17 protein-coding genes are annotated in these 15306 nt (G+C 38.3%); 2 read left to right on the top strand and 15 right to left on the bottom strand.

What is annotated here, in order from left to right; genetic code table 11:
* Positions 1 to 17 precede the first annotated feature (17 nt).
* From NQ550_RS07120 to NQ550_RS07065, 12 genes are all read right to left on the bottom strand, one after another.
* The gene (locus tag NQ550_RS07120) at positions 18 to 428 is read right to left on the bottom strand and encodes a peptide deformylase (RefSeq protein ID WP_025580970.1); all 411 of its coding nucleotides are present in this window, start codon (positions 426 to 428) and stop codon (positions 18 to 20) included.
* A gap of 381 nt (positions 429 to 809) precedes the next feature.
* Positions 810 to 2138, bottom strand: a complete 1329-nt coding sequence (locus NQ550_RS07115; RefSeq protein ID WP_259839632.1) for an IS200/IS605 family accessory protein TnpB-related protein — start codon at positions 2136 to 2138, stop codon at positions 810 to 812.
* A 49-nt stretch (positions 2139 to 2187) separates the two neighbouring features.
* Positions 2188 to 2442 (bottom strand): hypothetical protein, encoded by a 255-nt coding sequence (locus NQ550_RS07110; protein WP_025581070.1) that lies wholly within the window; start codon positions 2440 to 2442, stop codon positions 2188 to 2190.
* Positions 2443 to 2464: 22 nt separating this feature from the next.
* Entirely contained in the window at positions 2465 to 2815 is a 351-nt protein-coding gene (locus NQ550_RS07105) for an HIRAN domain-containing protein (RefSeq protein ID WP_025581069.1), read from the bottom strand.
* A 301-nt stretch (positions 2816 to 3116) separates the two neighbouring features.
* A complete protein-coding gene (locus NQ550_RS07100; RefSeq protein WP_025581068.1) occupies positions 3117 to 3332 on the bottom strand; it encodes a hypothetical protein in 216 nt (71 codons plus the stop codon).
* Positions 3333 to 3361: 29 nt separating this feature from the next.
* Positions 3362 to 3766, bottom strand: a complete 405-nt coding sequence (locus NQ550_RS07095; protein ID WP_025581067.1) for a (deoxy)nucleoside triphosphate pyrophosphohydrolase — start codon at positions 3764 to 3766, stop codon at positions 3362 to 3364.
* Positions 3767 to 3787: 21 nt separating this feature from the next.
* Positions 3788 to 5746, bottom strand: a complete 1959-nt coding sequence (locus tag NQ550_RS07090; RefSeq protein WP_259839630.1) for a DUF3427 domain-containing protein — start codon at positions 5744 to 5746, stop codon at positions 3788 to 3790.
* A gap of 155 nt (positions 5747 to 5901) precedes the next feature.
* Positions 5902 to 7617 carry a DEAD/DEAH box helicase family protein gene (locus NQ550_RS07085; RefSeq protein ID WP_025581065.1) on the bottom strand — a complete coding sequence of 572 codons (1716 nt, stop codon included), beginning with the start codon at positions 7615 to 7617 and terminating at the stop codon, positions 5902 to 5904.
* A 12-nt stretch (positions 7618 to 7629) separates the two neighbouring features.
* A complete protein-coding gene (locus tag NQ550_RS07080; RefSeq protein WP_029677280.1) occupies positions 7630 to 7836 on the bottom strand; it encodes a hypothetical protein in 207 nt (68 codons plus the stop codon).
* Complete coding sequence (locus tag NQ550_RS07075; RefSeq protein WP_025581063.1) at positions 7826 to 8842, bottom strand: hypothetical protein; 1017 nt, start codon at positions 8840 to 8842, stop codon at positions 7826 to 7828. Before NQ550_RS07075 ends, NQ550_RS07080 begins: the two co-directional genes overlap by 11 nt.
* Positions 8843 to 8897: 55 nt before the next feature.
* Positions 8898 to 9110, bottom strand: a complete 213-nt coding sequence (locus tag NQ550_RS07070) for a helix-turn-helix domain-containing protein (RefSeq protein WP_025581062.1) — start codon at positions 9108 to 9110, stop codon at positions 8898 to 8900.
* Positions 9111 to 9231: 121 nt separating this feature from the next.
* Positions 9232 to 9831, bottom strand: a complete 600-nt coding sequence (locus tag NQ550_RS07065) for a DUF4368 domain-containing protein (RefSeq protein WP_025581061.1) — start codon at positions 9829 to 9831, stop codon at positions 9232 to 9234.
* A gap of 205 nt (positions 9832 to 10036) precedes the next feature.
* On the opposite strand from NQ550_RS07065, the gene NQ550_RS07060 reads away from it, so the two are divergent.
* Both NQ550_RS07060 and NQ550_RS07055 read left to right on the top strand, forming a co-directional pair.
* Positions 10037 to 11608 (top strand): Mu transposase domain-containing protein, encoded by a 1572-nt coding sequence (locus NQ550_RS07060; protein ID WP_259839624.1) that lies wholly within the window; start codon positions 10037 to 10039, stop codon positions 11606 to 11608.
* Entirely contained in the window at positions 11605 to 12369 is a 765-nt protein-coding gene (locus NQ550_RS07055; RefSeq protein WP_055057942.1) for an ATP-binding protein, read from the top strand. The genes NQ550_RS07060 and NQ550_RS07055 overlap by 4 nt, the downstream gene beginning before the upstream one ends.
* A gap of 111 nt (positions 12370 to 12480) precedes the next feature.
* Here NQ550_RS07055 and NQ550_RS07050 read toward each other — a convergent pair whose 3' ends face one another.
* Genes NQ550_RS07050 through NQ550_RS07040 form a run of 3 tightly spaced genes read right to left on the bottom strand, consistent with a single transcriptional unit; the run spans position 12481 to position 15267 of the window.
* Positions 12481 to 13329, bottom strand: a complete 849-nt coding sequence (locus NQ550_RS07050; protein ID WP_044996828.1) for an abortive infection family protein — start codon at positions 13327 to 13329, stop codon at positions 12481 to 12483.
* A gap of 25 nt (positions 13330 to 13354) precedes the next feature.
* Complete coding sequence (locus tag NQ550_RS07045) at positions 13355 to 14818, bottom strand: toll/interleukin-1 receptor domain-containing protein (protein WP_259839620.1); 1464 nt, start codon at positions 14816 to 14818, stop codon at positions 13355 to 13357.
* Between the two features lie 5 nt (positions 14819 to 14823).
* A complete protein-coding gene (locus tag NQ550_RS07040) occupies positions 14824 to 15267 on the bottom strand; it encodes a very short patch repair endonuclease (protein WP_025580757.1) in 444 nt (147 codons plus the stop codon).
* Between the last annotated feature and the right edge of the window lie 39 nt (positions 15268 to 15306).

Genomic DNA, 15306 nt, shown 5'->3' with positions numbered 1-15306 from the left:
CTCGCAATCCACTTTGGTTATATAATTTTTCCGAACAAATGATCAATCTCATGCTGGCAGATCTGCGCCGTCCATCCAGACAGTTTCTGGCGCTGTTTTTTCCAGTTGAAGTCATAATACTCTACTTCAATTTCCTGGTATCTGGTCGTCTTACGAACACCATCCAGGGACAGACAGCCTTCTTCTGTCTCATACATATCATGCTTTGAAACAATCACCGGGTTAAACATAACAACATCTATAAATCCCATATTCACAATGATGATATTCTTCCTTACACCAATCATATTTGCAGCCATACCAACGCACCGTTCCCGGTTCGCCTGCAGTGTGTCCTGCAGATCCTTCCCAATCTGGATATCTGCTTTTGCAGCTGGCTTGGATGGCTGACCTAAAAAGAAAATGTCTCTTACAATTTGCTTTACCATTTATTTTCTCCTGTATTTAATTTCTAATTCTTATTTATCCTGACCGGAAATCTTTCTCATCGGCTCAAGATTAATTTTACAGCATCAATCAGATCCTCACTGAATCCTTCAAGCTCATTCATCGTTATTACCTTATCTCTGACAAAATACGCAATATCTACCGACTTACGAAGTTTGATCAAAACACCTGGATGTTTCTTATCCTGTTTTATTCTCTTGTGAACCTCACATGACTGAAGTCACGTGCTTCCAGACGCTTTAGGCGCCAGACTGAATATCGGCGGATACGCCTGTAACTTAGGTGCGCAGTTATGCGTATTTCCCATGCCGGATATGGCTGGTTCCCACATTACAGGTAGTCCGCTGTATATCTGCCTGTATCTATGCTGCTTTTAAAAATTCCATTTCTGAATGGAGTTTCCTCAGATCTGCATAGACACATGAGGTTCTACGCTTTACAGAAGGGACTTTTGCCTCCAGTAAAGACCTTTCCGTTGCCGGAAGGGGTTTTAAAAGTTCCCTTATAAAGTATCTCGCCCCTATATTACAGGATGCTGACAGGTCACAATGATATCGTTTTCCTGTCTGGAAAGTACAGAGGCTATGATTTTCCCAGTCACGTGTTACCACCCCGGAACCATCATAAGCCAGTCTGCTGGTATTCCATGCACAGATTCTGGATACCCGCATCCCTTTCCTGTGTGCCTGATGTTCACAACACTTCTGGATATCTCTTTTTCTCCACAGGTGCAGTTTCTGCTTTTTCTTTCCCGATATCTTCCCCTGCATCTCCAGATACTCGAACACGATCACATCTGCATGGTTTTCTTCCGCATATCTTACAATCGCACCTGCAATCTTTTTGCCCAGTTCTGTATTCAGACGTTTCGTATATGCCCATCTTCCCTGTGTCTGCGCAGAACCATGTTCCCTCTGGAATCTGCGGATCCGTCCCAATGTACGGTACATCCGGTCTTTTTCACTGGGATGATCGATAAATTTTCTTCCCAGGACAGTTCCGTCTGCCCGCATGATGGTACAGACTGCATCGGTATTGATCCCTAAGTCCACACTGCAGATGATCTGTTCTTTCACAGGTGTTTTGGTAAGTGTTACTTCTTCTGTATAGGAAAAACGCAAAAAGTATTTCCGGTGTCTCTTTTCCAGAGTCGGGGCAGATGCCTTTTTCCCTGACCAGCATTTTCTCAGATATTCCATATCCGTATGATCCAGACGTACACAGGACCATTTCCAGTCATGACCATCATAGAGTTTCAGGTATGCTTCGTCTTTCCCTTCCGCGCCTTCACGATACAGGACATCACGGTAGAAGACCGGCATGGCGTGATTTTCATATACAAGCTTTGGTTTCCCGCTCTTTCCGTCGGTCTTTTCCCATAGATCCAGCCGTGTTTTATAAGAGGATACTGTCCCCAGTGCATGCCGGATGGCAGATCTGCGCAGATAGGAAGGCATCTTTGGGAACCGGATATCAAAATCAAAACAGGCATGGTTTTTCTTCGTAGTATGTACCAGATGTTCTGCAGCATTAAAACGCCTCTTTGCATCCGGGATTTCTGCTAATTCTTCCCATACCTGCACATAAATCCCAATCAGATAGCTGACAGCAGAACGGTAGATCTCCAGTGTCTGGCGGATCGGGATATTCTGTTCTCGTAATTCTACACCATAACTGGATATTATCTGCATTTTTATTTTTCCCTGATAACTATTTTCTCAGATTCTGTTGTTTTTTCTACTACCCATGGATATATTTTAGCACATATAGCGCTAAAAATAAACATATGTTTTCCTTTGGGTAAAAAATTTGCGCGTCTAACTCATCATAATCCAACCCGGCATCCGCAAAAATATCGCTCTTATCATCGTCATCAAATATATTTTTTTCATTGTTCTTCATCATTTCGTCCATGAACTGAAACTGTGCAGCACGTTCCCAGCTATCCAATTTTCCATCTCTGTTAAAATCAAACATCTTATCAAATCCAAACATGATTTTCCTCCCTCAGGATTCCTTATTCTTCAATTTCCACTTCCGATTTCTTAACCTTCTTTTGGTTATCCAGAAGGCTCTTTTTACTGATGCTGCAGATTGTTCCGTGATTTGTGACAAGCACTACTTTTACTTTTGCCTTCTTTCCAATTTTGTCATAAATTCTTCCGGCACTCATGGAATCACCGATTACTGTATAAGAGCTATTTGCCACATATCCAATCTTTCCCAGACCTTCGTAAGTTACTTTAATTGCTTCCTTGTCATACTCATTGTCTGGTTCTTTTTCTAAGCAGATCTTCGTTCCTTTTTTTAGAAATTCTTTTCCGAAATAGTGCTTTGTTCCTGTCAATGTGAAATAGACCTTGCTCATGTTCCTTCCTCCTTCTCAATCTTCCATAAACTCGAAATATTCCTGTTCACTGGCAAATAAAATGTATCTGCCTTCTACATATCCCATATATCCGTTGCTTGTGTCACAACCTTTCATCTGCCAGTCCCCCTTGGTTTCTTTTTCTAATGTTATCAGTTTACACCAAATGGCTGTGCAAAAATCCCGACAACCACTACTGTTCAGAAATTAGCTGAACCAAAAAACCAATGGTGCAGACTGATAACAGTCAAAACCATTGGTTTTCTTTATCCAAATATATTCTCTGGTTCTTCTACAATTTTTATTTTACTTTTTCCAACTTGTTATTTGCATCAAAGCAAACCTTGTCCCCTTCATTGATGTTACATTCATAGAGCATAGCATCCTCTGCTTTTATCTTTATTTCTTCGTCTGAAGAATTCGTAAGCGTCACTATTGCCATGACTGGCATTCCTTTCGGTCGCTCTTCACAACCGAAGTCCAGGTCTTCATCAATTCGTTTTACTGTGTATATCATAGCAATTCCTCTGAAAATAATGTTAAAAATCAGTTCTCCATGTTCCTTCGAATTTTCTCTATCAAAGTGACATCTGCCGGTAGCCAGGCAACGCTGTCCAGTTGATCCTTCGTAAGCCATTTTGCGGCTTCCGCTTCTTTCAGTTCCAGGTGACCGGCTGTGACCTCTGCCCAGAAGCAGTCCATGAAAAGGTGAAAAGTGGGATAGTCATACTCTATAGTGTCAATCAAACCCCCTACCTTAATTTCTGTATCCAGTTCTTCCATGATTTCTCGCTTTAATGCTTCCTGAGGTGTTCCACCTGCTTCGATTTTTCCTCCAGGAAACTCCCAGCCACCTTTCGGCTCACCGTAACCACGAGCCGTTGCAAAAATTTTATTCTTTTCTTTCATATTGTCACAGATAACTGCTGCAACTACTTTTATTGTCTTCATTTGTTTCGTACCTCAAATCATTTATGCTGTAATATTTGACTGTAAATACCGTAATAAATCTTCTCTCACCGGATGCTGCATTTTCATCGTTACTTTCGTGATCGGTTGCATACGTCCGCGATTATCTTCTTTCCGGGCATTTCTGGCTTCCACCACAGTGAATTGTCCCATGTAATAAAAGCTTGTTTCCGCATCTGACTTTTTCACAAGCAAGTGCTTTCTTTCAGCTTCAAGTACATCTTTCATATATGAACTATCCAAGCCTTTCCCAATCTGAGAGTCCCACTTAAAAATCAGATCATCCGCAAAAGCATCCGCATAATCAGGTTTTCCATCTACATAGTTTTTTTCATCCTGACTTTCTTCTTTGTGATATGTAATAAAAATGAAAACATCATCTTCAATTCTTTTCATACCATACATAATAGAGGACAAATCCTTGCCACAGTTCATAAGAAGGCTTACATCTCTTCTGGAATATTTTTCGTATAATACAAACGGACTATCCACAATTCGCCCCGGAAAATACTTATCCTTATATCTGGCAATACCGACTTTTATAGTATCTTCCACCTGTGTGTAGAACTGAATATGCGCAAGTCTTTCTGTATAACTTTGCAGTCTTCGGATCATTCCTGATTGATCATTTTCCAGAATATCAATCTGGCGAAATTTCTGATATTCTGCTTCTTTACTCACGAAATGTCCTTGCAGCACCTGAATTGCTTCATTTACCTGTGATGTACTGATTTTAATTCCATAGGTCTTTTGATATTCTTTTATAAAATCTGCAACCCCTATATGATCTCTGTAAAGCAATTGACTTAATATTGCAAGCTCATCAGGGCGTACTCCTGAGAGAATCGTTTTGGACAAATACTCCAGTGTTAATTTCTCCTGTTCGCTTAGACTATTCTTGTATTTATCCTTTTCCATTGCCTGCATAAAGGCATAATATGTTTTATATTCTCTAACAATTACCAGTGGATCAATTTCCTGATTTTCATAGAAATCATACAGAAGTGGAACCCGTCCTAACCGATTCTTCAGAGAAACATAGCTTTCTTTGATCAGAGTTTTCATCCCTTTGATTTTATCGATGGACTTAAATATCTTATCTTTGGAAATCTCATCAAAATGAACAGTTGAAGCCCCTGGTATTGTACTATTTCCACTGATTACATATTTACGGATTACATCAGCGTTATAAGAACGGTCTCCTGATAAAGCTACCGGAATCATAAAGTTATTATTATAATTTCCAATAAAATCCAAAATAACAACATATTCTTTCCCTGGTGCCTTTCTAAGTCCTCGTCCCAACTGCTGAATAAATACAATGGGAGACTGCGTTGGTCTAAGCATAATGACTTGATTCACCTCAACGATATCCACACCTTCATTTAATATATCTCGCGAAAAAATATAATCCAAGGGCTGCATTTCTTCCGTTGCATCTGCTTCATCCATTGCCAGTCTCTCGAATGCTTCCTGCCGTTTTTCTTCATTATCAGCACCACTAAGAGCAATTGTACGGTATCCCAGAGCATTAAACTTTCTTGATAATTCTTCACACTCCTTAACACGACTGCAAAAAATAAGTCCCCTTACACGATCGCCACTGTAGCCATAATATTCCGACTGTTCGATCACATGCCTCACTCTCTCATCACTGGTAAGCTGATTGAATTCCTCATCTGTCAACTTCGCAGCCTGCAATGTTTTATCATCCAGGGAAATAACCTCAATGATACCAAAATAATGAAACGGACAAAGAAGATTATCTTCCATTGCCTGCTGTAGACGGATTTCATGAGCGATTTGATAATGGAAAATCTCATATATATTTTTGCCTTCCTGATTATCATCTCTTTTATCCGGTGTCGCAGTCATACCCAAAAACAGTTTCGGATTGAAATAATTAATGACCTTGGTGTAAATATTGTTAGAACTGTGGTGAGCCTCATCAGTGTATGTCAAGATAGGTCTAAAAGATTTTTCTGCCATATTTTAGATGGCAGAAAAAATTATCCCCTCACGTTAATATTTCATCTAACAACTCAGCATATTCATGATTTAAAGAAACCATCATCAATTTATACCACATTTCCCGAGTATACTTACCACCCTATTCTCTATATCTTCATTGTTCCAAGCATTTCTTTTAACATGTGTTGCACATCAATAACATACTCTATGCAGTTTTTGGCAGATGTAATTGTCAATTTGTCTCTATGGGCAGACGGATTTCTATAATCCAAACGCACTTTTTCTATAAAGTGATAATCTTTTTCTATCTCACGTTCGGCATTGCGTCTATCTGATGACTTAAACAAACTACGTGTTGCATAATCTAAGAAATCTAGCCTTGTTCCGTTATGCCCTCTTGAATAACCAATTATATTACCATCATTATCATAATCTCTTTTATATCCTACTATTGGAACCACAGAGCCAAGAGTAAACTCTCCATCTGGTATTATTTCATCAGTAACTTGCCCGTGTACTCTCTGTCTTAAAACATGAGGCCACTGAGACACCCCTATATATTTTCTATTCAAGAAATCTTTATATTTATCAAAGAATCGTTTTGTTGTTTCCACTTCCAGTGCTTTTGTAACTAAAAGACATACCCCAGAATAATCCATAGAATTCTTGTCTGGCATCTTTATCATACTGTCGTAATTGCTCTTTGCTGTTATTAGAAAAGTTTTACTCTTCTCATCAAGTTTATCCCATACTTCTTGGGTTAATTCCCCCACAAGATATTCTTTATAGTATATATTATCCGAAACAGCTATAACGTTTCTGGTAAGTTCTCCAACAATTTCTGCAACTTTATCTTGAAGTTTCTTTAATGCAATTTCCTTTACATCTTCGTCAGTGCTTTTAAGTTCCTCAACTAATGATTCTCGAATCTTTTGTATCTGCTCAAATGATTGTTCAATCACCTCATGAGATATTCCAATACTACTAAAAGCTGTTTTCATAAATGAAATCATTTGATCCTGTTGTGCGATACGAGAATCTTTTTCAATTAACTGTTCTTGATACTCTTTCTCACGTGCCTCCAAATCCTCGATTTTCTTGTCTCGCTCATCCGCCTGCAATAAGGCTTTTAGCCTTTCTATTTCCGCGGCCTGGGTTTTAATAGTCTGCTGATCTCGCATCTGCTTAAAAGCTTTCATATATGCTTGAAGCCTATTTACCCTATTCTGAGTCTCATTTCGCTCTTCTTCTGCTTTAACACGTTCCGTAGTCAACCAATCAGATACAACAGAAATTTCATTCTTTATGAAAGATGTTTCTGTTTCATCAGCATATCTAATGTCTCTGATATCAAGTAGGTCTTTTGTCTCATATACGCAAACAACGGGTGTGATGCGCTCTGCATATGCCATTAGTCTCTTGGCCTGCATAGAGTCAACCACTTGATTTTTCTCAACAATCTCTTGTCCTGGTTCGAAAAACGAAACCGTGACTACGTTGCTATTTTTGATTTTATTAGAGATTTGTTTTCTATCATATACAGCTAAATCATGAAGCAGACAATACTTATATTTTTGATTTTGATCATGTAAAAATTCATTAATTGTTACACAATATATTTTATTAGATTTACCTAATTTTGCTATTTCGACTTTTGTCTGCTCACAATTCGCTCGATAGCGAAACACTATCATACAGCTCTCAGAATAACGTTTTATAATTTCATCTGCCAAAAATATGGACGTTATGCTTTTTCCTAAACCAACTGTCATGGCAACGCTAATTCTCTTTGCGCCAGACTCTATTTTATTAAATATATTTTCTATACATTCACGCTGATATGCCCTTAAACATACATCCATAACTGCTCCCTCTTATATCTTACCCTTTGGATCAATTTTTCCTTTAGTGATAATTGCAAGTGCTATACTTCCTGCAGTGGCAACAACACACAATGCTCCTTTTCCGAAGTTCTTAGCCTTTTGCGCCTGTTCATTTCTACAATTTTCACAATACTTATGTTTATATCCTTCCGGTAAAGGTCTTTGACACTTCTTGTTTTTACACTTCTTATCCATCATCTTCTGCTCCTTCTTCAATTAGATTCTGTTCTTGATTACATGGCAATGCCTGAATTCTCTTTTCAATATCTGGCAATGTCCTTGACCAATAATTCTCTGGAGATGGGTCAATTAGATCTAATCTCTCTACAAGTCCAGGAACCGCAAGATAAGTCTTCTGAACAAACTCTCCATAATAAGCTAAACTTCTTCTTGCAGCTGAATCTTCTCCAAGTTCCTGATATGCAATAGCTTCTGCAAGAGATACCATATTTACGGCACATAAGCTTTCTCGAATTTCATTCATCCTAGAATTAATTTTCTCGGGTGTTGCTCCACCAATAATTTTCCCAAAGAAAGATTCAGGCTGATCCGTAATAAATCCAACATTTGTCTTTTGACTAAGCATTAAAAGATTTCTGCTATCCTCCGCATCTGAAGCAATTTGTATCAAGGCCATTGCTCTAAGTTCAGGATTCTTTATTTCCATAGCCTGAAGTAATTTCTGTTGGCAGCTATACGCAGTAGCAAGACGGTCATATTCTTGTCCCATACGGACTTCTTCTACAGCAAGTTGAACAATCTGTATCTGCTCTGCAATCTGAGCCATCTGCATTTGAGTGGCATAATTTGTCATTGCTTGTGTAACTTCCGGAGCCATCTTTACATTTTTTAATGGTATAGTTGCTACAATTTTCTTAGTCTCTGGATTAACAAGGTTGGCCATAAGTGATCCATCCTTTTTTGTCATTAATTTCAGCGCACCTTTGGCAATCTGCTGTTTTTGTTCATCCGTAAGAACCGCCTGAAGAGTAACATCTGGAATATTTGCTTTTACCAAATTCACAATTGCTGGAGCCGAGTATAGCATCTGCTCAATTTTCTTGAATGTAGCTTTTGCATCCTTCAATAGTGGCTTTGCCACATCTGGAACTGTTGAAAACTGTTCAACAATTTCACCACTATATTCTGATGTATCAACAACCTCGATATCGTCCAGTGTTATATAAATCACTTCATCATCCATTTCAAAATAGTCCTTTCTTATTATTTTCTATAATAGGACATGTTTTTTTCGCATATTACCCTTCCCGCTTCACATACATAATCTCGATATCATATCCAAGTGATTCCATCATCTGCACAAAGGTCTTATTCACAACACCATCAGTCCTTTTGATGATACGGTTCACGTAGGCTTTTGTGGTATCAATATCCTCTGCAATCTGCACCTGAGTCTTGCCCTGCTCTATACACTTTGTCTTTACATCCAGTTCGATATTATTTCTTACCATAGTAGCCGTCCTCATAATTACTATCGGTTATCTTTTTCATATAATTTATAGTACATCAAAATCCTTAATTTTTCAATCAAAAAAGAAGCCAGTCAGACTCATCATCCAACCGGCTCCCGTCTTAAATCCCTATGAATTTTCTCACTTCATCCTTGAATTTCCAAACAATCTCCACATGCTCTGGATCCGTTACAACAACCTTCGCAATCAGTTCCTGCACCATTGCCTGTGTCAGTTCATCCGCTCCGGAATACTTCTTCATCACACTAAGTGTCTGAGATAAGCTGTCATCCTTCACAGTTTCCGCTGCCTTAAGCTTCTGCTCCAATTCTGCTATATCAGCTTCAATCTTTTCAGCAAGTCTGCCAAGGTCTGCTCTTCTTCTCTGGTACACATCCTTATCTAGCTGACCTGCCATAAACTGATCCACATTTGCAAATCTGTCCGACTCACATTTTTCCTTATCTTGCTGCAGTCTGGCAAGCTTTTCAGCCAGAAGCAAATTATCCTGTCTGCTGACATTATTCTGCTTGTCCAGCTTCATCTTAAATGCATCCGTCATATCGAGCAGCTGCCTTACCACAAACCAAACAACTGCACTCAGTTCATCTTCAATAACATACCTCTTGCAGCATCCGTCTTCTCCAACCTGCTCTTTAGCATGTGGACATCCAAAATACTTATAATTCTCACCACGGAAGGAATATGTTTTGTACGACATTGCTCTTCCACAAGTACCGCACTTTACTTTGCGATACAAAGGATAAGTTTTGGGTGCAAATTCTGCTCGAACGGTACGCCTATTCTGAAATCGGCGGTACATTCATTCTGATTTAGCGGTACGCGTTTTCTGCTCAAAGCGGTACGTTTTTCCTTTATTATTGTGATGTAACTATTATTCATCACAGTGCAAAGGAGAAACTATTATGCACGACTACAATACTATTCTTGGAGTCATAGAACTTCGGCTCAGTAAAGTCAGTTATGACTCTGTACAAAAACGTTACCGGATCGAACGGAGCGGGATTGCATTAATCATGAACCGCTACAAAGATTCAGGCTTATCATTGGATAATCTTCGGCAAATGCCAGCCTCAAAGGTGGTTGATCTCATCTATCCAAAAGAAAACCTTCGACATAAGGATATTCCACTGCCTGATTTTGAAAAAATACATGAGCAGATGATCCAAATGGGAAAACATGCTGACTTGAGTTTTCTATGGATTGATTATAAAAAAGAGCATCCCAACGGTTACCAGCTCGCTCAGTTTTATAAGCTGTATCGTGATTTTATGGTAGATGCTTATGGTACTTCAAAAACATCTATGCCTGTGGAACGGATCCCTGGTGAAAAGATGTATATTGACTGGGTAGGCGACCAGCCGGAACTGCTATTGGACACAACAACTGGCGAACTTCGGAAAGTTCACATTTTTACAACTACACTTGGTTTTAGCAGCCTTGTTTATGCAGAGATCTTTCCGGATGAAAAACTTCCACATTTTATTACCGGTACAGTACATGCACTGTCTTATTATGGGGCAGTTCCTAAATATCTTGTCCCGGACAATCTAAGAACAGCTGTTACCAGGCATAGTAAAGATGAACTTGTGCTGCAGTCAGCTTTTTCAGATCTGGAAACTTTTTATGATACGATCGTTCTGCCGCCGCCACCAAGGAAACCGAAAGGCAAACCAACAGTTGAAAATCATGTGCGTTTCTTGGAGACGCATCTGGTAGAAGAGTTAAAGAAAGATACTTATATCTCTCTGGAAGCTCTGAATGCTGCGGTCAAAAAGATCGTAGCGGACATCAACCAGCGTCCTTTCCAGAAAAAATCTGACATTCGGAAATCCCGCATGAATGGATTTGAAAAGTACGACAAACCGCGTATGAACCAGCTTCCAGGCGAAAGTTATACACTTTGTGATTATAAATACTTTCTTAAAGTTCCAGATAATTACCACCTTGAGTATGATGCCCACTACTATTCTGTATTGTATACCTATAAAGGGAAGCCTGCAATTCTTAAGGCTACAATGACGGAGATACGGATCTGTGATGAGTATAACCGGCTGATCTGCCGCCATCCAAGATCTTACCGTGATTTTCCTCTTTACATTACAGATGACAATCACATGCCTCCAGAACACCTGTATTACAAAGAAGTGAATGCACATGACGGAGCTTATTACAGACGATGGGCATCTGTTTATGGAGAATCTATGGTAACTCTTATTGACAGGATACTCCGCAGTTCCAAGCATGAGGAACAGGCATACAACAGCTGTGCCGGTGTACTCCATTCCTGTAAAGATGTTCCTCACAGGCTGGTTCAGGAGGCTGCTGAGAAATGCGTAGAAGCCAATGCTTGCAAGTATTCTTATTTCAAGAAAGTACTTAGCATGGTTCAGAATAATCATTCCAGTAGTGCTATAAACGGAACCGGAAAACTTCCTTCCCATACAAACATCCGTGGAAAGGAGGCATACAAATGAGTTCATCCCATGACATTACATTAACACCTCAGGAACAGGCTCTGATCATGCGTCTGAAGAGTTTCCGTGTTCCAGAAATGGCACATATCCTGGAAGAACAGTTGAAAGATCCCAATGCAGATCTGAACACTTTTATGGAACGCATAGCATCAATGATTGATGCAGAGTGGCAGGCACGGGCAGATAAACGCTTTAATCGTCTGATGAAAGAAGCACATCTGCGATACCCGGCGGCGGATCTTGACGAAACTATTTACCGTCCAGAACGTCAGCTTGATACCCAGACAATAGAGCGACTGAGTACCTGCCATTGGATAGAGGAAGGAAAGAATCTCATTGTAACAGGATCTTCCGCCAGTGGAAAAACTTATCTAATCAATGCTTTTTGTGTAACTGCAATGAAGCAGTCTAAGAGTGTAAAGTATATAAAAGCGAACACTCTTATGAGCGAAATGGAACAGGCACGTATCAAATCCACAAATCTGGATTACCTGAATAAGCTGACCAAGCTGGATCTTCTTGTGATCGATGATTTTGGCCTTATGGATCTCGATCTTGATAAATGCCGGGATCTTTTTGAAGTCCTTGACACCAGGGATGGAAGGAAATCAACTGTAGTCATCTCACAGTTTCCAGTCAGTACATGGTTTGATATGTTTGCCGATAACACCTACGCCGATGCGTGTCTTACACGAATCACGGATAAGCACCATACGTATCGTCTGGAGATGAACGGTATAAATATGCGTGAAACAGAATGATGTAATCTAGCGGTACTTCGTACCGTTAAAAATGGAATAGCCGTTCCGCAGTAGCGGAACTGGCGTTCCGTTTAAGCGTAATTTGCATCTAACTGTAGGTGGATTTATCATTTAAATTATTTTTTGCCCTGTTTGCTTTTGATTTTCATATGTACTCCAAACAAAGTCAACAAATGTAATACTACTACCAACTGCCAGTTTTGCATGTCTTTCCTCAAGCCCCTTAAAAGATGCACTTTTTCCATGCCCACTTCCAAAAGGATTCCTTATTTCTGCCAGTTTTGATGGAATAGACCTCAAATTTCCTAATATGGCTTTTATCGCATCTGCTCCTTGATCTGTTGATTGTATATTTGACGGTAATAAATTTAATGCATCCAATGTTTTATTTGTAAGCTGTGGAACATCATCTGTCTTGCTCCATGGAATTCCCATCTCTTCTAAAATTGTCTTGCAACAACTTTCAATTAATTCTTTCGCTATACCTATAGCATTTGTAGGATTTGTTGCTTGCATAGATACCATTAGCTCAATTTGTTGGGTCATATATTCACTTGAAAACTTCCTTTTCAAATTATCCGCTGTTTGAGTTATAACTGAAGAAGTACTCTCTATTTTTTCTACAATACCTTTACATTTCTGATAAATTCTTGCATAACGCTCATCATATCTGTTATAGCAAGAGAAATCCTCATAGTCTTTATCATATTCATGTTGCATATTGTCTTCATAATAATGAAATAAATCTAACAGCAATTTTTCTCTTTCATTATATGTAGCACTATTCAAATATGCAATTAAGGATTTTCCCTTCGAAAGACCATATTTATTACACAACGCAACACCAATACTATTTGTTGTAAAAACATCAAAATCCGCTGTGGAGAAATTTAGGACATAACCATTCCTGTTAAAAAGCATTAAAAATATTCCCTCTTCTTTTTTTGTAATTTCTGACATTTAATCCCTCACTTTATAATGTATATCAACTTAAAGTTCCAATATCCTCAATTTTAATACAATTTAATATAACCGGTGCAGCTCCCCATCCATCTGAATATCCCATTTGAGAATCATATACACATTTACTTATTTTTTCTTTCAATTTCTCGATACAATCCACTCCAAATAGTACTTTCATTTTTTCACAATATCTACGAGACTTCATTTTTTCCCATTCTAACCTTTCGTTCTGCACATAAACATAACATGTTGGAAACCAGCAAGTCCTATACCATGCTTGTTCATTTTCAACCAAATCATATGCATTGCAAACCTGATACAAAAATAGATCAGCTTCTGCAATTGCTTCTGCCGTATATATTGGAAGTTTTTCTCTTTGGTTACAAATTACATCTCCCACCAAAGTGTATTTATTTTTCATTTCAGACATTGGTTTATAACGATCTTCGATAACAACACTATGATGTCTGAATGTCGTGTAATTAGCTTGCTTAATCGCTCCACCAAAAAGATTATTCTCCAAAAAGTATGTATATGTTATTAATACATTTATAGCTGCATAATCTTTAACATGCCGTAAATAGGCAATAACACAAATAAACAATTCCCACAAAAGAGTTTTATATACATCCAAATCATCCCCATAAGCAGAATTTGCCTGAGGATCAAATGTTTTTATGCAAGACAACTTATTATATAAATATTCGAATGCTTCTGCCAATACCTCCGCATAGTTATCCTCTGTTTCAGCAACGGCTTCTACAAAATCCAAATATATATCACGTAACGGTTTCGTATTTAAAAAATTATTGAAAACTTCTTCTGGCTTCACTCCACATATATAATAAGACTTCAATGCTTCAATATAAGCCTCCTGAAATCTCGCTATACAATTTCTCCTTTTTACTGGTGTATTACTTCCCCGGATCTGACGGATCAAATCCTTTACAGGAAAAAAATTGGTCTTTTCCTCTTCTAACCATTCTGGTTTCTTTCCCAATCGAGGCTTCACAAATTGAGGTTTTTCATATATATTTCGAAGAAGTTTCTCATATTCCTCTTCATATTTTTCCGGATCAGAAAGGTCAATATATATTCTAGTTTTTATATAAGTTGGCACGTATTCCTTTCCTTCTTCGTCTCTCTCTGCAATGATCGGGATAAACTTTTCCTGTCTTGCATTTCCATACACTTCACTGGAAATAATTACTGTTTCATCTCCTACCCCTCCAGTACGGTCATTTGCTTTTTGTGCATATGCTTTATCGCAAATTATAAGTACTTTTGTAATACTAGGATCATCAACACATCTTTCCATAAATTTATATTTATCATTGCCCTCTTTCAAATCCCATTTATCGAGAACAACATCCACTCCATGAGAAACCAATCTATTGGCAAGATCCATCACAAGTGTATCACGACTCCATGAATATGATATAAATATTTTCGGAATTTTATCGTCCTGCAATCTTAACACCTCCATCTTTGTTATAAAATTTCTTCTGCCATTTTAACTTCAAATATTGTTTCTTCTATTACTTTAATACATTCGTTTGTATATTTTTTTATGTCATTCCCCCAGAATCGAATCACAGTCCATCCCATAAATAAAAGCTTCTTGTTAACCTCATCATCGTGCTTTCGGTTTTTAGATATTTTACTAATCCAAAAGTCCCCGTTCTTTCCTTTTTCCAAACGTGGTTTTAAAACTTCCCAATCTTTACCATGAAAAAATTCCCCGTCACAAAAAATGGCAATTTTATATTTCGTTAAAACAATATCAGGTTTTCCAGGAAGATTCTTATAATTTTTTCGATATCTATACCCTTTATTCCACAACGCTTTCCTTAGTTGCACTTCAATCGCTGTATCTTTAGAGTGAATATTCTGCATATTTCTTCGCCGTTGTTCTGGTGTAAGTACATCTGTCATGCATATCTCCTCACAAAACCACAATCAAATCTAAATAAA

It is taken from the genome of Blautia wexlerae DSM 19850, from assembly GCF_025148125.1.
Taxonomy (GTDB): domain Bacteria; phylum Bacillota; class Clostridia; order Lachnospirales; family Lachnospiraceae; genus Blautia_A; species Blautia_A wexlerae.
The sequence above is the reverse complement of the archived record's forward strand: the minus strand, read 5'-3'. Positions and strand labels throughout refer to the sequence as shown.